The sequence below is a fragment of the Streptomyces sp. NPDC048479 genome, from assembly GCF_040651435.1.
Taxonomy (GTDB): domain Bacteria; phylum Actinomycetota; class Actinomycetes; order Streptomycetales; family Streptomycetaceae; genus Streptomyces.
In genome coordinates, this window is record NZ_JBEZKA010000019.1 from 140,597 (window position 1) to 165,073 (window position 24,477).

Annotated in this window: 26 protein-coding genes and 2 pseudogenes; 14 read left to right on the forward strand and 14 right to left on the reverse strand. The window is 67.5% G+C overall.

Annotated elements, in window-relative coordinates; translation table 11 throughout:
* Positions 1–63 precede the first annotated feature (63 nt).
* Positions 64–1,218, reverse strand: a complete 1,155-nt coding sequence (locus AB0D12_RS27385) for a cystathionine gamma-synthase (protein WP_362688108.1) — start codon at positions 1,216–1,218, stop codon at positions 64–66.
* Positions 1,219–1,328: 110 nt separating this feature from the next.
* Between AB0D12_RS27385 and AB0D12_RS27390 the strand changes: the two genes are divergently transcribed.
* From AB0D12_RS27390 to AB0D12_RS27405, 4 genes and pseudogenes are all read left to right on the forward strand, one after another.
* On the forward strand, positions 1,329–2,432 hold the full coding sequence (locus AB0D12_RS27390; RefSeq protein ID WP_362688111.1) for a hypothetical protein: 1,104 nt from the start codon (positions 1,329–1,331) through the stop codon (positions 2,430–2,432).
* Positions 2,433–2,603: 171 nt separating this feature from the next.
* Positions 2,604–3,269 carry a peptide-methionine (S)-S-oxide reductase MsrA gene (msrA, locus tag AB0D12_RS27395; protein ID WP_362688114.1) on the forward strand — a complete coding sequence of 222 codons (666 nt, stop codon included), beginning with the start codon at positions 2,604–2,606 and terminating at the stop codon, positions 3,267–3,269.
* Positions 3,270–3,279: 10 nt separating this feature from the next.
* On the forward strand, positions 3,280–3,945 hold the full coding sequence (locus AB0D12_RS27400) for a hypothetical protein (RefSeq protein ID WP_362688117.1): 666 nt from the start codon (positions 3,280–3,282) through the stop codon (positions 3,943–3,945).
* A pseudogene (locus tag AB0D12_RS27405) lies at positions 3,941–4,048 on the forward strand (peptide-methionine (S)-S-oxide reductase); the annotation flags it as partial. The gene AB0D12_RS27400 and the pseudogene AB0D12_RS27405, both read left to right, overlap by 5 nt.
* Before the next feature lie 299 nt (positions 4,049–4,347).
* Here the strand turns inward: AB0D12_RS27405 and AB0D12_RS27410 are convergent.
* On the reverse strand, positions 4,348–5,121 hold the full coding sequence (locus AB0D12_RS27410; RefSeq protein ID WP_362688120.1) for a polysaccharide deacetylase family protein: 774 nt from the start codon (positions 5,119–5,121) through the stop codon (positions 4,348–4,350).
* A gap of 618 nt (positions 5,122–5,739) precedes the next feature.
* Between AB0D12_RS27410 and AB0D12_RS27415 the strand changes: the two are divergent.
* A pseudogene (locus AB0D12_RS27415) lies at positions 5,740–5,847 on the forward strand (peptide-methionine (S)-S-oxide reductase); the annotation flags it as partial.
* A complete protein-coding gene (locus tag AB0D12_RS27420) occupies positions 5,840–6,214 on the forward strand; it encodes a hypothetical protein (RefSeq protein ID WP_362688123.1) in 375 nt (124 codons plus the stop codon). The pseudogene AB0D12_RS27415 and the gene AB0D12_RS27420, both read left to right, overlap by 8 nt.
* On the opposite strand, the gene AB0D12_RS27425 is transcribed toward AB0D12_RS27420, so the two are convergent.
* Together AB0D12_RS27425 and AB0D12_RS27430 are read right to left on the reverse strand one after the other, a co-directional pair.
* A complete protein-coding gene (locus AB0D12_RS27425) occupies positions 6,199–6,660 on the reverse strand; it encodes a DUF5958 family protein (protein ID WP_362688125.1) in 462 nt (153 codons plus the stop codon). The two genes, AB0D12_RS27420 and AB0D12_RS27425, sit on opposite strands and share 16 nt — an antisense overlap.
* Before the next feature lie 221 nt (positions 6,661–6,881).
* A complete protein-coding gene (locus tag AB0D12_RS27430) occupies positions 6,882–7,181 on the reverse strand; it encodes a nitrilase-related carbon-nitrogen hydrolase (RefSeq protein WP_362688128.1) in 300 nt (99 codons plus the stop codon).
* A 214-nt stretch (positions 7,182–7,395) separates the two neighbouring features.
* On the opposite strand from AB0D12_RS27430, the gene AB0D12_RS27435 reads away from it, so the two are divergent.
* On the forward strand, positions 7,396–8,388 hold the full coding sequence (locus AB0D12_RS27435; RefSeq protein WP_362688131.1) for a S1 RNA-binding domain-containing protein: 993 nt from the start codon (positions 7,396–7,398) through the stop codon (positions 8,386–8,388).
* Positions 8,389–8,905: 517 nt separating this feature from the next.
* Positions 8,906–9,193: a hypothetical protein gene (locus AB0D12_RS27440; protein ID WP_362688134.1), complete on the forward strand. Its 288-nt coding sequence runs from the start codon at positions 8,906–8,908 to the stop codon at positions 9,191–9,193.
* Between the two features lie 1,226 nt (positions 9,194–10,419).
* Here AB0D12_RS27440 and AB0D12_RS27445 read toward each other — a convergent pair.
* The 4 genes from AB0D12_RS27445 to AB0D12_RS27460 form a co-directional block, all read right to left on the reverse strand.
* Complete coding sequence (locus AB0D12_RS27445; protein WP_362688137.1) at positions 10,420–10,980, reverse strand: hypothetical protein; 561 nt, start codon at positions 10,978–10,980, stop codon at positions 10,420–10,422.
* A gap of 264 nt (positions 10,981–11,244) precedes the next feature.
* A complete protein-coding gene (locus tag AB0D12_RS27450) occupies positions 11,245–11,466 on the reverse strand; it encodes a hypothetical protein (protein WP_362688140.1) in 222 nt (73 codons plus the stop codon).
* A 267-nt stretch (positions 11,467–11,733) separates the two neighbouring features.
* On the reverse strand, positions 11,734–12,255 hold the full coding sequence (locus tag AB0D12_RS27455; protein ID WP_362688142.1) for a hypothetical protein: 522 nt from the start codon (positions 12,253–12,255) through the stop codon (positions 11,734–11,736).
* A 466-nt stretch (positions 12,256–12,721) separates the two neighbouring features.
* A complete protein-coding gene (locus AB0D12_RS27460; protein WP_362688146.1) occupies positions 12,722–13,588 on the reverse strand; it encodes a GNAT family N-acetyltransferase in 867 nt (288 codons plus the stop codon).
* A gap of 361 nt (positions 13,589–13,949) precedes the next feature.
* Here AB0D12_RS27460 and AB0D12_RS27465 point away from each other — a divergent pair, with 361 nt between their 5' ends.
* Together AB0D12_RS27465 and AB0D12_RS27470 are read left to right on the forward strand one after the other, a co-directional pair.
* Positions 13,950–14,234, forward strand: coding sequence for a hypothetical protein (locus tag AB0D12_RS27465; RefSeq protein WP_362688149.1), 285 nt, complete (start codon positions 13,950–13,952; stop codon positions 14,232–14,234).
* A 42-nt stretch (positions 14,235–14,276) separates the two neighbouring features.
* Positions 14,277–15,152 carry an IS5 family transposase gene (locus AB0D12_RS27470; protein ID WP_362688152.1) on the forward strand — a complete coding sequence of 292 codons (876 nt, stop codon included), beginning with the start codon at positions 14,277–14,279 and terminating at the stop codon, positions 15,150–15,152.
* Between the two features lie 21 nt (positions 15,153–15,173).
* Here the strand turns inward: AB0D12_RS27470 and AB0D12_RS27475 are convergent, their stop codons facing one another.
* Positions 15,174–15,629, reverse strand: a complete 456-nt coding sequence (locus AB0D12_RS27475) for a VOC family protein (protein ID WP_362688155.1) — start codon at positions 15,627–15,629, stop codon at positions 15,174–15,176.
* A gap of 463 nt (positions 15,630–16,092) precedes the next feature.
* On the opposite strand from AB0D12_RS27475, the gene AB0D12_RS27480 reads away from it, so the two are divergent.
* Positions 16,093–18,027, forward strand: a complete 1,935-nt coding sequence (locus AB0D12_RS27480; protein WP_362688158.1) for a TerD family protein — start codon at positions 16,093–16,095, stop codon at positions 18,025–18,027.
* Between the two features lie 740 nt (positions 18,028–18,767).
* Here the strand turns inward: AB0D12_RS27480 and AB0D12_RS27485 are convergent.
* Positions 18,768–19,055 carry a hypothetical protein gene (locus AB0D12_RS27485; protein WP_362688161.1) on the reverse strand — a complete coding sequence of 96 codons (288 nt, stop codon included), beginning with the start codon at positions 19,053–19,055 and terminating at the stop codon, positions 18,768–18,770.
* 585 nt (positions 19,056–19,640) lie between these two features.
* A complete protein-coding gene (locus AB0D12_RS27490) occupies positions 19,641–20,072 on the reverse strand; it encodes an ATP-binding protein (RefSeq protein WP_362688164.1) in 432 nt (143 codons plus the stop codon).
* A 179-nt stretch (positions 20,073–20,251) separates the two neighbouring features.
* On the opposite strand from AB0D12_RS27490, the gene AB0D12_RS27495 reads away from it, so the two are divergent.
* Positions 20,252–21,577, forward strand: a complete 1,326-nt coding sequence (locus AB0D12_RS27495) for an XRE family transcriptional regulator (RefSeq protein ID WP_362688167.1) — start codon at positions 20,252–20,254, stop codon at positions 21,575–21,577.
* Here the strand turns inward: AB0D12_RS27495 and cutA are convergent, their stop codons facing one another.
* Positions 21,578–21,898 carry a divalent-cation tolerance protein CutA gene (cutA, locus tag AB0D12_RS27500; RefSeq protein WP_362688170.1) on the reverse strand — a complete coding sequence of 107 codons (321 nt, stop codon included), beginning with the start codon at positions 21,896–21,898 and terminating at the stop codon, positions 21,578–21,580.
* Here cutA and AB0D12_RS27505 point away from each other — a divergent pair.
* Positions 21,881–22,462: a DUF4291 domain-containing protein gene (locus tag AB0D12_RS27505; protein ID WP_362688243.1), complete on the forward strand. Its 582-nt coding sequence runs from the start codon at positions 21,881–21,883 to the stop codon at positions 22,460–22,462. The two genes, cutA and AB0D12_RS27505, sit on opposite strands and share 18 nt — an antisense overlap.
* Before the next feature lie 162 nt (positions 22,463–22,624).
* On the opposite strand, the gene AB0D12_RS27510 is transcribed toward AB0D12_RS27505, so the two are convergent.
* Positions 22,625–23,227, reverse strand: coding sequence for a sigma-70 family RNA polymerase sigma factor (locus tag AB0D12_RS27510; RefSeq protein ID WP_362688173.1), 603 nt, complete (start codon positions 23,225–23,227; stop codon positions 22,625–22,627).
* A 73-nt stretch (positions 23,228–23,300) separates the two neighbouring features.
* Between AB0D12_RS27510 and AB0D12_RS27515 the strand changes: the two genes are divergently transcribed.
* Complete coding sequence (locus tag AB0D12_RS27515; protein WP_362688176.1) at positions 23,301–24,128, forward strand: alpha/beta hydrolase; 828 nt, start codon at positions 23,301–23,303, stop codon at positions 24,126–24,128.
* A 216-nt stretch (positions 24,129–24,344) separates the two neighbouring features.
* Here AB0D12_RS27515 and AB0D12_RS27520 read toward each other — a convergent pair whose 3' ends face one another.
* Entirely contained in the window at positions 24,345–24,476 is a 132-nt protein-coding gene (locus tag AB0D12_RS27520; RefSeq protein ID WP_362688179.1) for a hypothetical protein, read from the reverse strand.
* Between the last annotated feature and the right edge of the window lies 1 nt (position 24,477).

Below are 24,477 nucleotides of genomic sequence, written 5' to 3' on the forward strand. Positions count from 1 at the left end.
CGAGCCCGTCCGGCGTTGCGGACCCACCGGCTGCCGGACGGACCGGCTGCCGGACGGACGCGGTCAGCCCAGCGCCTGCTTCAGGTCCGCCAGCAGGTCGTCGCCCGACTCGATGCCCACCGACAGGCGCACCAGGTCTCCCGGGACCTCCAGCGCCGAACCCACCACCGACGCGTGCGTCATCCGGCCCGGGTGCTCGATGAGGGACTCGACGCCGCCCAGGGACTCGCCCAGCGTGAAGAGCTTCGCGCGGTTGCAGACCTCGACAGCCGCCTCCTCGCCGCCCGCGATCCGGAACGAGACCATGCCGCCGAACGCCTTCATCTGCTTCGCGGCGATCTCGTGCCCCGGGTGCTCCGGCAGCCCCGGGTAGAGGACCTTCGTGACCTTGGGATGCTTGGTGAGCATCTCGGCGACGCGGCCGGCGTTCTCGCTGTGCCGGTCCATACGGACGGGCAGGGTCTTGATGCCGCGCAGCACCAGCCACGCGTCGAACGGGCCCGCCACCGCGCCCATCGCGTTCTGGTGGTACGCCAGTTCCTCGCCGACCCCCTTGTCCGCCGCGATCAGCGCACCGCCGACGACGTCCGAGTGCCCGCCCATGTACTTGGTGAGGGAGTGCACGACGATGTCCGCGCCGAGCGCGATCGGCTGCTGCAGGTAGGGGCTGGCGAAGGTGTTGTCGACGACGAGCTTCGCGCCCGCGCCGCGCGCCACGTCCGCCACGGCCGCAATGTCGGTGATGCCGAGCAGCGGGTTGGATGGCGTCTCGACCCAGATCACCTTCGTCTTCGGGGTGACCGCGGCACGTACCGCCGCCGGGTCGGAGGTGTCGGCCACCGACCACTCCACGCCCCAGCGCGAGACGACCTTCGCGAAGAGCCGGAAGGTGCCGCCGTACGCGTCGTTCGGGATCACCACATGGTCGCCCGGCGCCAGCAGCGTACGCAGCAGGCAGTCCTCCGCCGCGAGTCCGGACGCGAAGGCGAGCCCGCGCCGGCCGCCTTCGATGGCCGCCAGGTTCTCCTCCAGCGCGGTCCGCGTCGGGTTGGCGCTGCGGCTGTACTCGTAGCCACCGCGGAGTCCGCCCACGCCGTCCTGCTTGTAGGTGGACACCTGGTAGATGGGCGGGACGACCGCGCCGGTCAGCGGATCCGCGGTGTTGCCCGCGTGGATGGCAAGGGTCTCGAAGCTGTGCGAACTGTGCTGGTCACTCATGGGGCCGAGCGTAGTCCCCGCCGGGGCCCCGGACGTGGCCCGGCCCGGCCTCTGTCCGGATCACCGACCTCTGTCCGGAACACCCGACCCCTGTCCGGAACAATGGGGTCATGGAGATTCTCTGGTTCCTGATCGCGATGGGTCTGCTGGCCGCGGCCTTCGGTCCCTACCTGCTGCGCCGCCGCTCCGGCATCCGCCAGGTCGCGCCCGGCTCGCCCGACGCCGCCGACCCGGACACCTACGGATTTGTGCGCCAGGAGGAGCTGGACATCCGGCTGCCGGGACCTGACCAGGACCTCCTCGACGTACTCGATGTCGTCCAGCGCACCCAGGAGTGGCGGGCCGCCGCCCAGCTGCTGGCCGGCACCCCGAAGGAGGGCGAGGTGCGCTGGCAGCGCGTCCAGGCCTTCGCCGGCGCCGCGTCGCTGGAGCTCCAGCAGCGGCCTGGCGTCGGCGGCGCGTGGCTGCGCGCCTGGCGCACCGAGTCCCCGAAGGACGCGGGCGCCGCGCAGGTGCACGCCGAGTTCCTGCTGCAGCAGGCCTGGCGGTCCTCGACCGCCGGGACGGACGACTTCCGGATCATCCTGGAGGAGGCCCGTGCGGTCTGCGGCGAGGCGGCACTGCTCGCGCCCGGCGACCCGATCCCGTACATCGTCGAACTCGCCGTCGCGCGCGGACTCGGCTACTCCCCCGAACAGTTCGACCAGGTGTGGGCAAAGGTCATCGACCGCGCGCCGGAGCACATGGGGGCGCATCTGGCCGCGCTGCACTACTGGTGCGAGAAGTGGCACGGCTCGCGCGAGGAGGCGGACCACTTCGCGACAACGGCCGCGGCACGCGCCCCGCAGGGCTCGCTCCTTGCCGCTCTCCCGCTCTTCGCGGTGTACGAGCACATCCCGGACGTGGTTCTGGTCCAGGGCTTCTATGAGAGCGCGGTGGTCACGAAGGCGGTGGAGGGCGCGCTCTTCGCGGTGCATTCCGCCCGCGCCGACGACCCGATGCTCGCGCACGTACGCCACCTGCTGATCCTCTTCCTCGTACGTTCGGAGAGGTGGGCGGAGGCGATGAACCAGCTCGTGCGGGTGGACGGCCACATCGGCGCGCTGCCGTGGACGCACAGCGGCGACCCGGCGGCGGAGTACACGGTCTACCGGGCGCTGGCGGTGGCCGGGTACGAGGCGAACGGCGGCAGCCCGGCGACGCTGCCGCGCTGACGCGGCGGGACGCGTCGGCGGCAGTTCGACGACAGGTCGAGGCACTTCCCGACCCGGCGAAGGCGTACATCGCGGCCCGCGAGGAAGGGGTCCGCAAGGCAGCAGGCTGAGGAATGCCTGACGGGGTCCGTACGTTCCACTCTACGGACCCCACACCCTGAGGAGCCCCGCATGTTCCTGTCCCGCCGCACCCCCGAGCTCCCCACCCCCGACCAGGCTCTACGCGGCCGCCCCGACCCCGAATTCTCCGTCCCCGACCGCCACACGGTGCTGGGCAACCCGCTACTGGGCCCGTATCCGGAGGACCTGGAGATCGCGGACTTCGGCCTGGGCTGTTTCTGGGGCGCGGAGCGCAAGTTCTGGCAGACGGAAGGCGTCTGGACGACCTTGGTCGGCTACCAGGGCGGCTACACGCCGAACCCGGCATACGAAGAGGTCTGCTCGGGCCTGACGGGCCACACGGAGGCGATACGCGTCGTCTTCGACCCGAAGGTCGTGTCGTACGCGGAGCTGCTGAAGCTGTTCTGGGAGTCCCACAACCCGACGCAGGGCTTCCGCCAGGGCAATGACGTGGGCACGCAGTACCGCTCGGCGATCTACACGCACTCCGATTCCCAGGCGCAGGCCGCGGCGGCATCGCGGGAGGCGTACCAGAAGGTCCTGACGGGATCGGGATACGGCACGATCACGACGGAACTGCTCCCTGCGGAGGGGCGCCCGTTCTGGCCTGCCGAGGGATATCACCAGCAGTACCTGGACAAGAACCCGGCGGGGTACTGCGGGATCGGCGGGACGGGCGTCAGCTGTCCGATCGGCGTCGCCAAGGCTGACGGCTGAACGATCACTGGTGAGCTTCGGGACCTACGCCCGCACGGTGCGGAATGAGCAGCTGCCCCCGTCCAGACGCCATGCGGCCCTCAGATGTGCCGTCGGGCACTACTGTCCGCTCGGCTTCAACGCGACGTGGGCATACGTGACGGCCACGGCACGCCCTTCGCCCGACATCCGGCGCGACACCTCAGCGCTGCTGCGCGCGCTCGATGCCTTGGACACAAGCCGCTCGGTCTGGCTTCAGGACACGGAGGCCTTCGCGTCCACTCGCCAAACCGAGAAGGCCGCGGGCCGCCGATCACCCCGCCCGGCGGACATGGCGCGCTTTGTCATGCCCCAGTGGCCCAGCCGAACGACGCCTTCGCGACTGGGTCTGGTGGCTGCCGTGGCGAACCGCCAGACATGGTTCCGCGCGCTTCCGTTCCCGGACGAGACCCTGTCCAGCGATGTCCAAGCGTCCCGCCTGGCTGCGGTACGCACGAGCCTCGACAACTCCGCGGCAGAGTATCTCGCGCAACTCGGCCGCCTGGACAGCACGGGACGCCACTCTCTCAGCACGGCAGTGCAAACCCTGCACCAGACTGTGCATCCGGGCTACTCGCCCCTGAACACGTACGTGCTCCCATGGCTACGATTCGCCAACCTGCTCAACTACGTGGCAAGGACACAGCATGACCTCTGAGTGCTGCCACCAGCAGTATCTTGACCGCAACATTAACGGCTACTGCGGGATCGGCGGGACTGGGGTTTCTTGCCCGATCGGCGTAGCAAAGGCTGATGGGTGAGCTCCGGCTTCACCCCCGAGCTGTTGGCGGGGTTGTGGCAGGAACGGCGGCCGTCGGGTCTGCCCGTCGCCCACACGTTCCGCAGTACGTACGCGGACCGCTGGGTGCGCTTCCACAGCCTCCCCGAATCGAAGCGCTACCCGGAATCCGAGGACGAATACGCGATCGTGCTCGAGACCGTGGTCGTGCGCCCTGAAGGGCACGCTGTGGGCTCGACGCCGCTGAGCTGCCGGGCCCGGGCTGCGGGTGGCGCTCGCGCCGGGGCCGGGACCTCGAACGCCGGGACCGACCAGGGCCGCTCAACGCACCGGGAAGCCGCAGGAGTAGCCCTGCTCCTTGAGCCAGGGGAGGATCCGGCGCAGGGCCTCGACGGTCTGGGAACGGTCGCCGCCCGCGTCGTGGAAGAGGAGCGTCGGCCCCTTGGGCAGCTCCCGCTCGACGGTGGCGACGATGGCGTCCGTGCCCGGTCGTTCGAAGTCCTTGGTGTCCACGTTCCAGCCCAGCGGGCGCATCCCCCGGGAAGCGGCGAGCTTGCGGCTGTGAGGGGTGAAGGCCCCGCCGGGCGCCCGGTAGTACATCGGCCGTACACCTCCGGACGCCTCGGTGATCATGCGTTCGGCGTCGCGTATCTGCTGCGACTGGTAGGCCTGGGACTTCTTGTCCATGGTGGTGTCGTGCGACACCGAGTGGTTGCACAGCCGGTGCCCGGCCGCGACCACGTTCTTCACGAGGTCCGGGTGGGCCTGCGCCTGCATCCCCACCATGCAGAACGTGGCCTTCACCCCGTACTCCCGCAGCACGTCCAGCACTTGAGGGGTCCACACAGGGTCGGGGCCGTCGTCGATGGTGATGTTGACGCCGCGCGTCCCCTTGTCCGAGGCGTGCGCGATGGTCACCGCGACCTGCTTGACGTCACTGCCCGGCGTCGCCGAGGCGGCCGCCTTGGGCGACGAGCCGCCCACCGCACCGGCCTGCGCGGTCCACACCGAGGCACCGGTGGTGAGCACCGTCACCCCGAGCGCCGCCCCCACCAGCTTGCCGTACCAGCCCCGCCCGCCGCCGTGCCGTGCCATGTCCGCCCCGCTTTCGCGCAGTCCCTCGCCGATCCCCGGTCACATTGCGACCACCTGGCATGACGAGGGACGGCGGCCACGGGATGCGTCCGTTACCGTTCACGGACAATCTCGGGGGAGTTCGCGGACAACGCGGCCGGCAGCGGCCAGAACCGGTGGCTCCCCAGCAACAAAGCGGGGCCCTGACACCAGCAGTGCCTTTCGAGCTGTACGTGGGGCAAGGGCCCTTGAGGCGAAGCGACTCGGCTACAGCCTCGGGCATCGCATCAGCGGCGCGAATTTCCGGACGACGCCGAGCGGTGCACCAACCGCCATCGCCGATGTGGACCTCAGTGTGCGCGCAGCAGCGGCAGCCCAGAAGCAACCTGGTGCCTCAATCCGAACATCTCGCACAAGACTGCAGAGGCGTGCATCTTGCAGCCTGGAGAATCTCTGACGTCGCGTGTACAACTGCTCGATGCGGGGGGCGTACCACTTTCACCCACGCCGGGCATGAGGCTTGTGATCACCTTCGGTTTCCGCGACGCGGATGGCCAGTGGTGGAAGCGAGACATCGCCCCCCGCAGCACTGCGAGACGCGTCCGGTCGCCTGACTCGGGTCAAGGAAGCAACGGTGCAAGCGAGCTGGGCCACCAGCAGTACCTGGACAAGAACCCGGCGGGGTACTGCGGGATCGGCGGCACGGGCGTCAGCTGTCCGATCGGCGTGGCCAAGGCGGATGGCTGAGGCCCTCCCTCTGGACGTCGCGGCGACGCTGGACGCGCTGCTGACCGGCTCGGATCCGGTGAGCGGCGCGCTGCGTGCTCAGCTTCCGTACGCGCGGGTGGTGGGCAGGTGCGGCTGCGGCTGCGGCTGCGGCTGCGGCTGCGGCTGCGGCTGCGGCTGCGCGACGGTCGACCTGGCCGTGGACGATGCGGCGGTCCCACCGGCCCCCGCTCACGGCAATCCGGCCGCGGACGCCTGGTACGCCGAACCGGAGGACGCCGGAGCGATGGTCTTCACGAAGGACGGCTACCTCTCGCTGCTGGAGATCTACTCGACGTCCAGCGAGCCGATCACCACATGGCCGGAGCCCCACTACGTCGAGCGCTGAGCACGCCCGCGAACCCCATCGGTGTGGCTCCCACCGACGGATGCCCATGTAGAGCCCGGCCCGGCATCCTCGCGAGCGGCCAACTGGTGCCACTCATGGCCGCACCCGCCGACGCAGTAACGCTCACGCCGACGGGTGTCCGCGATGGCGAACAGCGCGACCAGCAGACGAAACGCCCTGGCACGGTCGTAGGGAGGCAGGTCGGCCATGTTCAGCCGCCAGCGCGTCAGCATCACGGCCGGCGTGTAGGTCGGGCGCAGCCCAGAGCGCGCGATGGCCTCCTCGGCATCTGTCTCAACGGCGCGTGCCTGAACGCAGAACTGCACCAACTCTGTGAGAACCAAACGCTGTTCGTCCTCCGCGAGAGCGGCGAACCACGCCGCGCCTTCCGACACCGGCCGAATCCCCTGCGCAAGCTCATTAAGAACGATCTGACGCTCGTGCACGCTCTCCACCCCCTCCGACGGAACAACGCGTGCGCCCTCGCGCCCTCCCCGATTGAACCAGGGCCCTCCCCTGAGCCCGAGGAAATATCGCAGCCGACCGAGCCTGAACGCGGTCCGACCGGCCGTGGTGTCGTCGGCGTGTGCGAGCCACGGCTCCGCAGCCCGCGGCCAGGGCCGTGGGCCACCCATGGTGCTGGCGCGCACACGGCCTGTCGCCGGGTTCACCGCACCGCGGGGGCCTCGATGGCGAGGACACGATCGCGCAGGACGGGGAGTTCGGAGCGGATACGGGCGACCTCGGCCATGTCGACATCCACCGTCACCGTCTCCTCCGCGGTGCGGGCCTCGCCCAGGACGGTTCCCCAGGGGTCGATGACCATGCTGTGCCCGCCCTGCCGCATGCCGCCATGGGCCCCCACGGCGGAACAGGCCAGGAGGAAGACCTGCTCCTCCAGGGCCCTCGTGCGGGTAAGAAGCTGCCAGTGGCTGAGTCGAGCCGCGGGCCATGCCGCGGGCACCACGATCAGCTCCGCGCCCGCTGACGATTGAGCGGACCATCACCCGCAGCGGCAAGACCTTCGCCCCCGACAACACCCCGTGGGAGCAGGCGCACGAGCCGACCGTCTACCGGACCGAGGCCACCGGCACGACCGGCTCACTACTCGAACTTGGTGAAGGCGAAGCGCTCTTCGGCGTCGACCGCGTACTGATCTATCCTTCGGACTGGAGGAGGCAATGGACGGATACGGCTTGGCCGCCCTCTTCTTGCCCGACTCGACCGGATATCACGACGGGGCAGAAGTCCCCCTCGCCGTGGCGTTGGAACTGCTACGGGCCATGCTGCGCGACAACGGGGCCTGGTGCCGCCTCGAAGTGCAGGACAAGTTCTTCACGCACGTCGGATGGGACCAGTACGTCTATGTCGGCAGCACCAAGCCTTGCAGACGTGCGATGGCCTATGCCAGTGAGCTTGGCTTGTTCGCGGAGCGACTCGACGCTTCTCCTTATGACCCGTCGTTCGACGACGAGCCTGGCGAGCAGCGCCCCGCCGACGACGCGTTCTGGGACCGACTGTCCTGGTGCATCTCCACAGGCGAAGCAGCCATCTTGGAGGAGGGCTACGTTCAAAACGCCTCCCGATGGCATCGCCTCACCCCGGCGAATCTCGACGCGGTCCGCGCCCGTCTCGCGCCTCGTGCGCAGTTGACCGTGTGGCCGGACCTGTCCACCGACATCGACGCCGTACGAGACGCCCTCCCGGAGGAAGGCACTATCGAGCTTGTCTGGGAGGACGAGGCCGGGCGGATCACAAGCACCTTCGCCGATGAGAAGTCGTACGAGGAACTGGCTGCCCCCCTCGCCGACGCCCGCGCAGCAGCGGTGCTGCCTCTGGCCCTCGATGAGCGCCACCCGCTGTTCGCTGCCGTCCTACCCGATCGCGACGGTGTCCTGAGAGCACGCTGGAGGACTCAACAGACGCCAAGCGACGTCCGGTGGCCCCAGATCAAAGCCTTGCACCGCGGTCAGGCCTGCTCCGGCGTCGTCACTTCGATCGCCGACCTCGGCGCGCTCGTCGACATCAGCGGTCTCGAAGGGGTGGTAACCGTCCCCGAGTTCTCCGGGAAGCAGCAATTCGAGCACCCGGGCGAGATCGTCGAAGTCGGTCAGGAAGTCACCGTCGAAATCATCGACATCGACATGGTGCGCGAACGAGTCGCGCTGTCGTGAAGGCAAGGCAAGACGTTCCTCACCAGCAACCTTCAGCAGCACCGGATCAGCCTCTCGCGTAACCGTGCGCCCACTCCGACACCTGCAGGACGGACCCGCGCGGCGGCGACGGGGATTCCCGGCCCCTCATCTCGACCGAGGCACCTCGGTCGAGATAGGCGGTGTCAACAGCAGTTGAAGCCACCACGTCAAGCATCAACCGGGACCGGACAAAGCCGACAGGCCGCGATCGGTCCAAAACTTCTTCACTTACTCAAGGCGCCGCGCAAGCGCGGCGCGCGCCGCGGCCCCCGGCCGCGGGCTTGCCTTTGTCTTCGCCCGGCTGCCCCCGGCCGGGCGGCGGCGCACCGAGCGCGGACGCGAAGCCGTCGGAGAAACGGCCGGCACGGGGCTGGGGCGTCTCTGCCGCTAGCATCCGGGTTGGGGGTGAGCCATGAAATTTGGCGTCTGCATTGTGCTGCTTGCGCTAGCAGCACAATCGGCGTGGAGCGCTGTGCGTGTTTGGCGGGAGCCCGCCATGGCCCGGAGTGAGGCCGAGACCTGGCAGCGCCTGGGCGACAGGGGGGCTTGGGCAGTCACCCGGGGCGTCGTTGCTGTGGCCTCCTTCTTCGGGTGCCTGGCCCTAATGGTGATCACAGCCATCGTCGCTGACTCGCGGGAGGAGCTGTATGGCCCGCTGTCAGCAGCTAGCAGCGTCTTCCTGGCCATGATGCTCGGATGCGGCCTCGTCCTCACCTGTATCGCGATCTTTAACAGGCCGCGGTTCCTCGTCCCGCCCTACCTCCGGGACAAACGGCGCCTGTAGCGATCACATAGACCCGCGGTCGCGCTGATGCCCACTGCTGACATCAGCGCCTGACACCAACAGCAGCACACATCGACGGTTACGACCGATCATCGACGACCGCCGAGGCCGGTGAACCGGCTCCATCTCCTGGCCTAGCAAGGGTGCGTGACCGACCTGACAAGGATGAGGCAGCGAGGTCAAAGCTGACCGCCGGTTGCCCTCTCAGTTGGCAAGCCCCTGCTTATGCAGGGCGGCACTGGCCCGAAAGCGGATCCGGCCGCAACGATCACGATCTTCATCCGAGGCTTCTGGGCCGCAGCAGCAATGCCCTGCCAGCCAGCGGAGGTCACTGGGAGCGAGCCAGAGGGCGACCCGCCCCATCTCGTGCTCTCTCTGCGGATCAGTCGGATCAGTCGGATCAACAGCAGTCATGACCACAGAGGCTATCCGTGCCCCTATCGTGCACGTTCGACCGGGGAGCCACGGGGAACACCGGGCGCCAGCGGTGCCAGGACATGCCAACGGCCCCTGCCCGATCGAGCAGGTCAGAGGCCGTTCACCTGCGGTGGGTGTGGGATTTGAACCCACGGCGACATCGCTGCCACAACGGTTTTCAAGATCGTGTGGCGCAGGCCAAATCCTGTCGACGCAACCCCCAAGCTCTGAACTTGCCGCTCACGAAGACGCCGACACCGATGGACAGAGCGATCAGCAGGGCCGAGGGCCCAGTCCCGAGCCCCACAGGCCGCCTGGCAGCCACCGACACTGTGGACATGATCATCGTGAGGGTCATTGCTGATCCGGCGAGGAAGATCGCAATCTCGGTCCACCACATCGCCCGTGTTGGTTGAGTCGCCACGGCGTCGTTGTACACCCCCAAGCCGGTGCTGTACAGCAGCGCAGTACCGCAACCACCCCGACCGCTACCGGCTGACAGCGCCCTCCAGAGACCTCGAATGGCCTGAATGACCGCAGGCCACGATGCGGCTAGAGCTACGGATCAGATGTTCGCCGTGCCACAGCCGCGCCAGATCAGGCGGGGAGCCACGAGGAACAGGGGGCGCCGACGGTGCGTGCAGCCCGTGTCTGTCGAAGTCGACATGCCCCAGATCGGCACCCAACTCGCCCCACCACGCTCCTAAAGCGGGGGTCGCAGTTCAGATTCTCCTCCCGGGCCGCAGCTTTGCCATGTCAATCGCCATGCCACTCCGGCGCCACGGCTCGGGCGGCCTTCTCGCACTCAGTCAAAGCGGTGCCATGGCCAGCTCGCCGATCGCCCGCAAGCCAACCTGCGCAGCCAGCCAAGGCGCACGTTCGGCCTCGACCTGTTTGACGTGGACGAACACGGTGTGAACGTCAGCGGGCTCATTCAGGTACAGGTCATGGGCATGGGCCGCCAATGTGACGTACGCGCCCCTGGTCCCGCCCCGGCCGAGATTGACTTCTGGCGCTGCCGGCCATCCATCGAAGTCCCAGCGGACCATCGCTGAAGCGCTTCCCGCGGCAGCCAGGAACACTTCCGCCATGTGGATCGGCCGAGACCAGTCCGACAGGAATACCGGTAGGTGGTCAGCGGCGGTTCCGCCCTCGCGGGAAGAACCTGGCCTGTCGGATCCGTACGCCCACCAGTCAGCCTCTGGTACAACTTCGGCCAGCCTCTTCAACTCCCCCGGTGTCCGAGCGACAGCCTGCAAGTCCACCTCGACGCTACTGGTGTCAGCCAGCTCCAGAAGCTGCCGGACCACTCGGAGCGCCTCAGCCAGGTCCCCGGTCCTTAGGATCGGCTGTGCGTACGAATTCGACATGCGCGCAGTGTGCCAGTGCGTACCGATCCTCGGCCTCTCGATTGCGTGGAGGAGCAAAGCGGGGCGACGACGTGATGAGCCAAGAACGAGAGTGGCCGGTCCGCTCCGTGTTGGTCATCGGCTCCGTGCCCGATGCGTGCCCGCCGAGGCGGGGAACCACGGTCAATCGCGGGTGCTGGACCACGCAGCCAGGCTTGGATCCAGCAGCCCATTGAGCCTGGTCAGGAGCCATATCGGGTCGCCGAAGGGCGGTGATTCCCAAGCTCAGGCGAACGGCGAAATCCCCCTGCTCGCCAAGTGGTCGAGTGTGGCCTCAAGACATGCGTCGGCGGACGACAGGTCAGTCCTGAAGAACGACTCCGCGCCCAAGGCACCGCCAGAGACGATCACCATCCAACGATGCCCCCGCTCGCGCTCACCGTCAGCCTTGAAGACCACCGAGCACTCTCGCTCGGCCAGCCACTCCATCAGTTCCAGAACCTCCACGTCCGCCCCCTCTCCAAGGCCCGTCGTGGACGGGCCAAAGCGCACCAGACTGGCACCAGAACAACCAGTCAACAGCGGTCACTGCGAGCGAGGCCCACGCCGTCCGACTAAGCCTAGATGGCGTTGCTGCCGCAGTTCAGCGCCTCAACCGTCCTCAAACGACCAGTGATTACCAAGCTCAGAGCTTGGAGGGCTGGACGACCTCCGAGGTGTCTTTGTGTGCCGGCCACTGCGGCTTGCCCTGGGCCGTGTGTCGGATGTGGATCTCTAAATCTCACGCTCGGCCTGCCGTGCTGCTTCAATGAATGAGTCGACCGAGGCCAGGTAGGCGTCAACGGCCCTGCGGAAACTCTCAGCCCCGCGTATGTCTTCCTGGACGGCGATGAGACGGCCGTACGCCTCGCCGGACGCCGCGTGGACTGCGTTGGCCGCCGCTATCGGCTCTGGGCGGCATTCCAGAGAGACTACGGCCAGGGAACGCAGGAAGGGCCCGTAGGAGTCACGCAGTTGATCCCGGAGCTCTGTGAGGGATGCCAGCCGTTCCCCTTGGTTCTCCACCTTCAAGTACTTGGGGATCCTGCGGTACAGGATCCCCATTTCATTGGCCTGCTGGATGAAGTCCAGCTGTGTGGCTCTGCGTGCCTCGCGCTCCCGAGCGATGTGCGCGGCTTCGGCGGCGGCTTGGGCCTGGATGCGAGCGGCTTGCGCGTTGCCCCTGCTGGTCACCCAACTGGCGACCACCGCTGTGGTAGCGGTCAGCAGGGCCACCCACAAAGCGCCGTTGTCCATAACGCACAGTGTGTGTGACACCGACCAACGTGCACAGAGTGCGCCGGTTCCCGGGCTCCCTCGGCCGGGGCACATGGCGGGCGCAGCTGGCCAGAGCAAGCGGGTGCCCGGGCCATGGCATCGGAGAGAGGAGGCCGAGATGCGGCAGGGCGGGCGTCCCCGGTCGTCAGAGCCCGCCCAGGTCGGCTGGAGCAGGTAGCGCCGATAGTGGCTGAGCAGTTGGAGAAGATCCAGCGCGGTGTTGCTGTACAGCAGCGGAGTACAGCAACCATCGCGACCGCTGGCGGCCCTCACTGCTCGCAAGCGACCACCCCAACGGCCCAGTAGACCCCAGCGACCGCCCCGCCGATAGTTCGCATCGAGGGGCAGCTGACGCCCGCGTCGGGTGACAGTGCCAACCAGCGGCAGCTCCAGCACACGGCGCTCCACCGGCCCCACACCACACACGGCGGTGAGTCAGCCGCTGTTAGTAGAGGATCGACGGTAGGTACGCTCCGGTCGGCTCGCTGTACAGGCCGACCGACATAAGGCTCATGAGTTGCTGCACCTTCAGGTTGTTACCCAGACACCAGTGGAGTAGCTGGCTGTTGCTCGCAGGCACAAGGATTCCGGGGCCGCCGAAAGCGGCGGCCGACGCGATGAGGGCTCTGATTTCCGTGGTGGTCTCGCCCACTGCGTGAGCGAAGAACGCCAGGTCTGTGGCGTAACCGGTGATACGTCCGTCGTGCTCGACCACACGAGCCGTGCCCTGCTTGAGCGCGTCGGCGACCTCGCCGCCGCGGTCGACACCGTGGACGCTGCGGCATAGATCATTGCAGGACTCAAGATCGGCGTCCGTCGCCTCGCGGACGGTGTAGCCCGTGACCGACCGCATGATCGGCGGCCCCTGCAGACAGGCGAGGGTTTCGCGGAACTCGAATCCGAGGCTCGCGTACAGCGCGAACGACCTGGTGTGGTAGCCGCTCTGCAGCAGACGGATGCCGGGTACACGCCGCTCGGCGGCACGGTCCATGACGTCCCGCATGAGCAGACGGCCCACGCCCTGGTTCTGTACGGCGGGATCGATGGTGATGGGCCCGACGCCGACGACGGTCGAGCGTTCGTCGAGGAAGTTGCTGCCCACGATCCGCCTGTCGAGCTCCGCGACGACCCCGTAGAAGCCCGGATGCGTCAGGAGCGTCTCGACTAGGGCGACTCCCGCTTCCGGACTGGGCACGTCGGGCGGAAACCCGTGCTTATTGGCGAGAGCCGCAAAGGCTTCAAAGCAGATCCGCCCGCACTCTGCGGCATCGGCCGGCGTGCCGGGGCGGAGTACGAGACCCACGATGCTCATCTCCCTCTTCGCGTGGCTTGCGCGCAGGGTAGTTTGTGCCTCTTCTTCCATTAAATTACATGCGTGACGTGCCCGCCATGGCCTGTCCGATCGCCCGTAGAAGGAGTGCGGCCTTCAGGGGGATTCGGAGCCAGGTGTCGACCCATCGCCTACCGGGGCCGTAGAGGAGCTGGGCGAAGGAACTGACATCTACAGCTGACATCAACGGCGGTGGATCGCAGCAATCGTGCGTGTCTCCTCGCAGCACGGGCAGCCATGCCAGTGCCCAGCTAGCGTTGGCATCCGGTCGAACTCCTAAAGCGGTGGTCGGGATGTGCATAGGCACGACGGCCAACCGTCTGGTAGCTGGCATCATCGCTGCATGGCAGGCGAGCAGCTACCCACAGGGTGGACCCTTGAGGAGATCCGCAACGTCTCCAGGGACCAGGACGCCATCCCTCTCGAAACTGATCGCACAGTGACGTGGCAGGGCTGGCCGGCGGACGACGAGAGCGTCCAGCCCGACATCGTGTTGGGGTTTCACAGCCTGTGCCTGGTGAAGCCGGTCAGCGACGATGAGTGGTACATGGGCAGCCTGAACGACGACGGCAGTATCGACTGCTGGAGCGCATACGGCGACCTTCGCCAGGCTCTTCGAGGCCTCTAGGTGTATCGAAAATGGATCTTGAGTGATGAATGATCGTGGCTCATGGCGCGGGGAGATCTCACGGATGCCCAGTGGGCGGTGTTGGAGCCGTTGTTGCCGAAGAGGGCGAAGGTGGGACGGCCGCCCGTCTGGCCCCGGCGGCAGCTGATCGACGGCATACGGTTCCGGGTTCGGACAGGAGTTCCTTGGCGGGATGTGCCCGTCGAGTACGGGCCGTGGGGCCGGATCTATGATCTGTTCCGCCGATGGCAACGAGACGGCACCTGGCACCTGGTCCTCACGCGACTTCAGTCCCAGGCCGACGCGAAGGGCGGGATTACGTGGGACCTGAGCGTCGATTCCACAGTGTGTCGCGCCCATCAGCATGCGGCAGGGGCCAGGAAGCATGGAGACCTACAGAAGGAACCGCCGGGCGGAGTTGTGGCCGAGCCCTGTGATCACGGGCTGGGCCGCTCACGTGGCCGGTTCACCACCAAGCTGCACGTGGCTGTCGAGCAGGGCCAAAAGCCCATGTCGATCGTGGTGACGGCCGGGCAGCGCGGCGACTCGCCGCAATTCGAGCCCGTGCTGGAGAAAGTCCGCGTACCCCGCATCGGATCGGGCCGGCCACGCGTCCGCCCCGATCGAGTACGCGCCGATCGGGCGTACTCCTCCCGCAAGAACCGCGCCTACCTGCGCCGCCGTGGAATCCGCTGCACCAACCCATACAAGGCTGGCCAGGCCCGCAATCGCAGGAAGCTCGGCTCCCGTGGCGGCCGACCGCCGCGTTTCGACGCGGTGGATTACCGCGAGCGCCATGCGGTCGAGTGCGGGATCAACCGACTTAAAAGGCACCGGGCAGTGGCCATGAGGTACGACAAGCTCTCCGTCCGCTACGAGGCGACGGTGCTGGTCGCAGCCGTGAACGAGTGGCTGTGACCAGCACCGTCGCAACGGCCCTCAGACGACGTCGAATTCGTTGCCCCCGGGGTCCTGCATGGCGGCGGCGTAGAGCCCCATGTCCGGCTCATCCTTAATCCGCAGCACGGTGGCACCAGCTTTGACCAGCCGTTCCACCGTAGCCTTGACCCGCTGTATGCGGACGTCCAGTGGGACGTCACGGCCCCCACCGACCTTCAGGTCGAAGTGCCACCGGTTCTTGCCGACCTTCGGCTCCGGAACCTGCTGGAACCACACCCTCGGTCCACGTCCCGCAGGATCGATGATCGACTCCGGAATGTCCCCGGCACCGGCCGGCAACTCTGCCTCGGGCACCCCCATGGCCGCCCAGTAGGCACGCCAGGTGGCATGCCCGCCCGGCGGAGGCTCAGGCACGTAGCCCAGGGCCTCGGCCCAGAAGGTCACCATTCTCTGCGGATCGGAGCAGTCGATCGTCAGCTGCACTGTCATCTCCATGCTCAGAGCATCCCAGGCAGGTCTGACAGAAGATCCACTTTCGCAACAGGCCCTAGGTCTCAAGGGCATGCGCACCAGATACGCACCAGAACGAGCGGTGAACCACGGTCAACGACGGTCGGGCCAACCAGCCTTGCCCCCTCGCGTGGTCGGCGTACACCCAGATCAGGCTAGGCATATCGCCTAGACGATCAGTGATTCCCAAGCTCAGAGCACGTCGTTGGGTCGGCGCGATACGGTGTCGGCAGTCTCAGAGTAGGGGGATGCGACGTCTGATCGGACCTGGCATCTGATGCGCGGTGAGATGCACCATGGCACGCTCACCCTCGACTACATCGTCTTCCCAAAACGTTCCTTTTGGCGCGGCCCCCGATCGGTCAGCACGGCATGACAGGCTTCCAGACGGGGGCAAAATCGCCATGTAGGTTGAAGCAGGGGCGAATATCGAATCATCCTTAGCGCCATGAGTCTCGCCTCCACCTCCTTCGACCTGCCCGACATGGGCGACTACGCCTACGACTGGGCCTTGATCGACGTGGAGACCTCGGGCTTGATCGCGCGGCGGGACCGTGTGCTGTCTGTCGCGGTGATGACCGTCAGCCCGGACGGCGAGCAGACCGGGGAGTTCTCGACGCTACTCAACCCGGGATGCGACCCCGGGCCGGTGCATGTGCACGGGCTGACCGCCGAGCGGCTGCAAGGCGCTCCCACCTTCGACCAGGTCGCCGGGCGGATCGGGGCCATGCTTCAGGACCGGGTCCTGGTGGCCCACAACGCCCAGTTCGACTACGACTTCCTAGCCCACGAGTTCGCCCGCGCGCGGCTGTGGCTGCCGGTGTCACAACGGCTCTGCACCCTGGCGCTCAACCGCCAAATGGACCCGCCGACGGACGACATGAAGCTGGGCACGCTGGCCGCCCACTACGGCGTACCGCAACTGAATGCACACGACGCGTTGGACGACACCCAGGTACTGGCCGGGATCCTGCGGGCGTCGCTGCGCGAGGCGACTCGACTTGATCTGCCATTGCCGCTGGTGACCTGCCCACCCCGGCAGGAATCCCAGTTCACGCCGCAGCCACCCAAGACGCCCTGCTCCTACCGCAACCCGGGACGACTGGCTCCCAGCGGCCCGCTCGCCCAAGGCATGAAGATCGCCATCACCGGCGAGACCGCCACCTCCCGGGCAGAACTCGTCGGGCGGGCTGTTGCCGTCGGGTTGAACATGATGACGACCGTCAGTCGGCACACCAGCGCCCTGGTCACCAACGAGCCGGCGTCGGAGTCCGCGAAAGCTCGCCGAGCGGCCGCCGAAGGCGTGCCGATCATCGATGAACACACCTTCCTGCGGCTGCTGAGCGATGTGCGGACCGGCACATCCCACGAGGCGACGGCTGTTGCCGTCGCGATCGCCTCTGTTCGCGAGCCAGGAACGACAGACGTCTCGGCGCCGGAGCCTGTGGCGACCACGGCCTCCGCTGCTTCGGTGCCAGCCGTCCCGGAGGCGCCTGCTCTCCTGACACCTTCCTCCGTATCCGTCCCTGCTCCACGGCGACCGGAGAGCGCCGGCACCGTGTCGCCGGACGGCGCACCGGACAAGCCGCTGGCGGGACGCCGGGTGCTGGTGCTCGGTGGTACACATGCCGATGCCGCAGCGGCCCGCACCCGCGTCGTCGCACTCGGCGGGTCCGCGGCGGTCAACCTGTCGGCCAGCGTCACCGAAGTCGTACTCCTTGCCGGCGGTGAGAACGACCGCCGCATCCGCCGCATCACCGCCCTTGAACTTCCCATGCACAGCGAGCACTGGCTCACCGCCCCGACGGCCGCCAACGCAGACGGGCCAACCGCCCGGCCTCAAGCGCCAGATGTGTTGCCAAGGGGCGGCGTCATAGACTTGCCCATGCCGCACGGAACGCCCGCGCCCGAGTGGTACGTCACCGGCAGCTGGTCTCCGCAGGCCGGCTGCGAGGTCGATGTCGTTGCCTTCATCCTCGACGACGATGAACAAGTCACCTGCGACGACGACTTCATCTTCTACGGGGCGCCGGAGAGCCCGGCCGGCACCGTGCGGCTCCTAACCGGCGGCCCGGCCGAACAGACCATCGCGGTCGACCTCGCGTCCCTGCCACCCGCGACCCGCAAGATCGTCGTCGCCGCGTCCATCGACGGCGCCACCACCTTTGGGAACGTCGGCGCGATCCAGATAGCCGCCGCCCCCGGCAGCAGCGCGGCACCACTCGCGAGGGCCACCCTGGACGCCGCCACTACCGAACGCACCATGCTCCTCGCCGAGTTCTACCGCAGAGGTCCGGTGTGGCGCCTGCGTGCAGTCGGCCAGGGCTACGACCACGGCCTCGACGCCCTCGCACGCGGATACGGGGTCGACATCGCCAACTGATCGGCCGGCGCCGCATGCCTGGCGTGAGTAGATCAAGCATGGCAGCTCCGCGCTGCCCAGGCTCCGGCGACGGGTTGCACAAGCCAGAGTCACTAAGGTGCCCGACCAGCGTCCAGCCGCCGGCCCCGATGTAGCCGAACTGGATTCGGTCTATGAACGGTTCGAGGGGCGCAAGCACGACTTCGAGGCGCTGGCCTCAGCCGTGGCATGTGTGCTGCCCGGATCAGGGCACAGCCATCTCGAAGGCTGGCTGACGCGCAGGTCCGGCGGCGGAGGAGCCGAAACTGGACACGCTACGCCGGCAGGTGAAGGCGTGCTCGGTCCGGAACGCCGCGCTCGGCTTCCCGTAACAGCCAGCGCCCGTCTCAGTTTCCGTCTCGTTCAGCGCCGTACCTGGCCGTCCGTGGCCGTTCAGTCAGCCTGCCCCTGATGCCGTTTGCACGGGAACGAACGCGAGCGAGCCGATCCAGTTCACGTCCTGACCAAACCGGACAGACCTGCAAAGCGAGTTACTCCGGTCTGACTCAGGTCGAAATCTGCATGGGCCCTCTGGCGCATCCTCTCGATGGTCTGCCGTCCCGAGTTGCGTCCCCTGCGGAGCCGGCGTCACCTACCTGCCGGGGAGCCAAGGGAGCCACGCACGGCGACAGTCAGCCAATCCCAGCGGACACTGACGGTTGATCGTCAAGCTCGCCGCCGGGAGTCCCGGGTGCCAACACTCTGTGTCATCGACAACTGGCTCAGCTCGCCTTGCCCAACCGAGCAACCGCCCGCACCAGCGCTGCCACGTCATGAGCCGCTGCCGCCGACAGCACCAGGCGCACCATCCCGGTCCCGTCCGCATTCGTCCTGGCCTGCCAATTGAGCCCTGCCGTATCGAAACCCGCACTCTCCAGCACGTCCGCCAACTCCGCGCCGGCGTCCGCCGCATCACGCCAGCCCGCGACGTAGTCGACCCCGCGCACCCACACCACGTCGTCAGGGTCGAACGGCTCGCTCTCGTAACTCGCGTCCTCTGGGTCGTGCATCAGCTTGCAGTCCCTTCCCCGTCGCTGGCTCAACTCCGACCATGGGTGGGGGCATCGATCATGGACACGACGATGCCCCCGGTACCATCGGCACCGGGGTTGTATCTGCGCCCCAAACCGGACCGCCCCCGAATGCTTCCAGGCCTAGGGTGTGGTCCGGCCTGCATCCGGCCTACGCGGGCCAGACGCCAAAAGGATTACGAATAGAGATCACTGATCACCGCCAACGGCACGTAGACCGCGATCCAGAAGACGACGATTCTGAGGGCGCATAATCGCTGCCTCATGAGTCCGAACCATCACTTCGCGCGTTGACCAGAGCGGCGCGGAAGAACGCGGTGGTGATTCCGCGGAAGCCGGTGTGCCCGAGAGCGCCCGCGTGCTGCAAGCACCAAAGCTCCGGCTCGTCCTTGCTTTCCGCCGCGCTGGAGGACTCGCCGCACGTCGTGCACTCGGCCTCATAGACTGGTCCGCTGCCTTGCCTGTCCGTGCTCAACATCCAGTCGGCGAACCGCATCACTGCGCGAGGTCTCGTCGACTGAGGCTCCAACGCACCGGCGTCCACAGGCTTCTGAGCACCGTCCATCAGCTGTCTCCGTCCTGCGGCGGCACCGACATCAGTGCCCATACGGACTTTCCGACCCCGCCGCGCTCGCTCACGCCCCACTGGTCCGCAAGCACGCCGACCATGACGAGTCCCCGGCCGCACTCGGAGTCACTGGCAGCGGCATGCCTGTGAGGCCACTCATCAGCGGCGTCGTGCACCTCGATGCGCAGGTCGTCACTAGCCAGTTGAAAGCGGGTCTCGATCTCTCGCCCCGGCGAAACGTGCGCATGCCGGACGGCGTTCGTGACCAGTTCGGAGAGCACGACGGGAGCCGTGTCCTCAATCTTTGCCAGGCCCCAGGCGGCGAGCGCCTTGCGCAGCTCTACGCGAGCCAGGCCGACGCACCGCGGATGGCGAGCCCATCGGCACACCATCTCCGGGCCGTTCAGCGCATCCTGTCGCTCCTGCATGCCTCAGAGAATGGGCGTCTCATCGCCCCATCGATTCCCGGCCATGGGGGTACCCATGATGGGTAACCTCCGCGCTGAGAATCGCTGATATTCCTTGTGCCCAGGCAGATTTGGGGAAGCGCGTGTCAGGAGACCTCTCACCGACGGCATTACCGACCCATGTCCTTGGCCGAGCAGATGTGCAGACCGCGCTGAAGCGACACGACTTCGGACAGGTCTTCAAGCTGGCCCGGCAATGGGGCGGGATCAGCTTCCTGAAAATCGCCGACGCGTGCGACATCAAGCCGGAACGGGTGGGGAAGCTGGCGCGAGGCGACGGCGCGATCACCACGTACGAGAAGATCGCGTACATCGCAGACGCCCTGAGCATCCCCGGCCACATGATCGGGATGGCACCGCGCCCATGGGAGCAGGTATTAACGCCCACATCCGCAAGTCGCCCGGAGCTGATCTCTCCCCTCGCGACTGCCGCCCCAAGAATTGCGGGTGTTCCCCAGTCCGATGATGTGGGAACCGTCGATCTCGAAGGAGACGAAGTGCAGCGCAGGAGGTTCCTCGCAGCTTCTGTCGGCATCGCCACCGGCGCGGCCATGACGCCAGGAGCTACGGCCGGCCGCCGCATCGGACAGCGACAGGTGCAGCACCTTCAGCGGCGCACAACCCGCCTTCGCAGCCTCGATGACGTACTCGGCGGAGCCGACACCCGGCACATCTACCGCGCCGAGCTCGGCACCACCATGAACCTGCTGCGCAACGCCTCATACACGGAGACCACCGGCCGACAGCTCCTCAGTCTGGTGGCCGAGCAGGCGCAACAGGCGGGCTGGGCAGCGTTCGACGCAGGACGGCAGACCGAGGCGTCAGCCCTCTACGAGAAGGCCTTTCAGGCAGCGACCGAGGCCCAAGACACGGCGCTGGCAGGCAACTCCCTCGCGTTCCTCGCCTACCAGCAGGTCAGTACCGGCACGTCCGGAGTGGCGACCGCCGCCGCATCCTGCGAGACAGCCAGCGCAGACGCGCCCGCGACTGTCCGTGCCCTTCTCTTCGAACGTCGTGCTTGGGCCCATGCCAAAGCAGGCCAGGCCAAGGAAACCGAGCAAGCACTCGGCCAGGCCGAAGAGGCGTTGACGGGGAGCAGCAACGACCGTCCAGGGCCCGACTGGTCGTCGTGGGTCGACACCCGCGAGCTCCAGATCATGAAGGGCCGCTGCTGGACCGAGCTGCACCGGCCACTGCGAGCCGTCCCCGCTCTCGAAGCAGCCTTGGCCGATTTCGACGATGCTCACGCCCGCGACAAGTCGCTGTATCTCACCTGGCTGGCACACGCCTACCTGGACGCCGGGGAGATCGAGCAGTCAGCAACAGTGATCACCAAGGCGATGGATCTCTCCGCCGGAATCGGTTCCGTCCGGCCGCAGCAGCGCGCGAGCGAGTTCCTGCTCAGGCTTCAGCCGCACCGGACGATCGCGCGCGTTGCCGAGCTGCTGGACCGCGCGGCCATGTGATCACTCGGCGACGCTGCGGGCGATCCAGTCCAGGCCGGCCGCAGAGCCCGCCACGATGGGTACCGCGTTGATCTCGGGGTTCTTCCACGGGTGGAGCTCCAGCAGATGCGCCTCAAGTTCGGGGTATCGCGCCGCCGTTGTCTTGAAGATCACCTGCCATTCCTCGCCCTCACCGAATTCGCCCAGGTGCCAGAACACCGAGGTGACAGGGCCGACCACCTGCGCCCCCGCAGCCAGACGTGCCTCTGTCGCACCCCGGGCCAGTGCTACCGCCGCCTCACGGCTCTCCGTCGCTGTGTACACCTGCACGCACTCAGTCATGAGCCAGAGCCTAGGCCGGACCACGACCCGCCAACCAGGCCGCGCAAGGGGTACTGCTCCGACCCCGCGCGACAGCTACCCAACCAAAAAGGCTACGAAGAATCCTTGACTTGGATCAAGCCGTCGTTCCTGTGGATGATGTACCGCTGCGGATGGGGCACGAAGGCCGGTCAGGAGACCGTCCTGGCCTTCGAGATCTCCCGCGGCGGCTTCGAGTGGGCGTTGCGCCACGCGTGCCTGTCGAGCTACGTGCGCGGGGTGCATCCCGACCGCAGCACCTGGCAACGTCAGGTGAAGCGCGCACCCGCCCGCGTCCAATGGGACCCCGAGCGCGACCTGCACCTGCGACCCCTGCCGCACCGCTCGCTGCAACTCGGGCTCTCCGGTGAGGCCGTACGACGCTACGCGGACGAGTGGACGGTCGCCATCAGTGACGTCACTCCGCTCGCCCGTGACATCCACGCGCTCGTAAGTGACGGCGACCTGGACTCCGCGGCCCAACTGCTGCCCCAGGAGCCTCCTTACCCCGCCGGGGACGACCTGCTGACACACCTGCATCCGTGACCGGGCGGGCCCGCCGAACGACCAACTGTCGCTCTGGGTCACATGGCAGCACAGGATCGGCGGCACGGGCGTCCTCTGCCCGATCGGCGTCGCGCCTGCGGAGGCTGACCCCAAAGGGCGTCAGCGCTCACGTAGGGCCGGTCCCGGTGCTCCAGGAAGTGCTCAGGAATCGACCCGGAGCCGGTCACGCTGGATCTGGTGAGCGAGGGCGCGCCGCACGGAGGCCGAGGTGGTGGTGGTGACCTTCGAGGGGACATCGAGACCACGGCTGATCTTGTCGTACGCGTCCTGGTAGCTGCGAGGCATCTCTGCCCGGTGCAGTCTCAGGTCCTCTTCGACGAGGCGTCGCAGCTCGTCGACGTTCTGGGGCGTGAAGCGCCTCTTCCCCCGGGCGATGGCGTTGACGTAGCGGGTGCAGCGGGCGGTGTCGTCGAAGGTCTCGGAGATTTCCTCGGCGAGGCCCCACAGGCGACCTTCGAGCCATGGGGCGTCGTACTGGTCGAGGGAGAGCCCCATCGGGGGCAGTGACTCGCCAATCCCGTACTTCGCCACCTGCTTGGACACGGCGGGCTGACTCATGCCGGTGAGCCGGGCAATTCTGTCCTGGGTCCAGCCGAAGCCGGCGAACAGCTTGATCATTTCGGCGCGAAGCTTCCGCATCTCCTCCCCTGCACGGATGACGTCGTTCATGTCGGTGAGCATCCGCTCGGCCTGTTCCTCCGTCAGCGTCTCGGGGTCCTGACGCGTGTCCTCTTCGCCTGCCATAGCTCGGTTATAGCCTGAACCCGCCACCATAACCAGGTTGTACAACCCGGTTATAGCTGACAGGCTCCACACCATGCCCACCTTCTCCGCACCTGACGGCACCCAGCTCGCCTACCGCGTACACGGGGCCGGCGACCCGCTCGTCTGCATCCCGGGAGGTCCCACGGACGCCCTCTACCTCGGCGACCTCGGCGGCCTGTCCGCACACCGCCGGCTGATCCTTCTGGACCTCCGCGGCACCGGCCGATCCGCGATGCCCGAAGACACCGCCTCTTACCGCTGCGATCGCCTGGTCGACGATGTCGAAGCCCTGCGCGAACACCTCGGACTCACCCGGATGGACTTGCTCGGCCACTCCGCCGGCACGAACATTGCGGTGCAGTATGCGGCCCGATACCCGAAGAACATCGGCAGGTTGACCCTGATCACCCCCAGCTCCGCAGCCGTCGGCATCACGATCACCGGAGCGATGCGGCGCGAGCTTGCGCAGCTCAGGAAGGGTGAACCGTGGTTCCCGGCGGCGTTCGCCGCCTTGGAGGCGATCACCGAGGGCACGGGCAGCGACCGGGAGGCCATCGCCCCCTTCTTCTGGGGCCGGTGGGATGCCGCCGCACAGAATCACCCTGCGGCCGACCCGCCGCGCAACAAGGAAGCTGTCGCTCTCTTCGCAGCCGAGGGCGCCTTCGACACGGAGACCACTCGTGCGGCGCTCGCCTCCCATGAGGGCCCCGTGCTGCTGCTCGCCGGGGAGTTCGACGTGAACAGTCCCCCTCCGGCGGTGGCCGAGCTTGCCGGCCTGTTCCCCGATGCCTCGCTCGTCGTGCAGTCGGGAGCAGGCCACTACCCATGGCTCGACGACGCCGACCGGTTCGTGGCAACCACTGCAGCATTCCTGCGGTAGGGACCTGCTCATACGCTGCCTACCAGCCAAGAGCCTGAAATCACGGCCGCAGTCCTCGCGTTCCCGCCGTGGGGCCGTAACGGGACATGACATTGCAGGGACATCGCGGGGAGGTACCCGCGGCGGATGTCCGGGACGAAGAGACCGGGGTGAGCCGAGACGCCGAGGGCCGGATCCCGCACGTGCAGGATCCGGCCCTCACAGGCAGCGGCCTACTCAGTGACCGCGAGACTCGAAGCCGACCCGAACCCCCTGCATGCTGCCGGACCGGGCCATCGCCATCGGCGAGTCGATGAAGACCATCAGCCCGGCCATCCCAGCCGGCACGGCGATACGCGACTTCTTCACA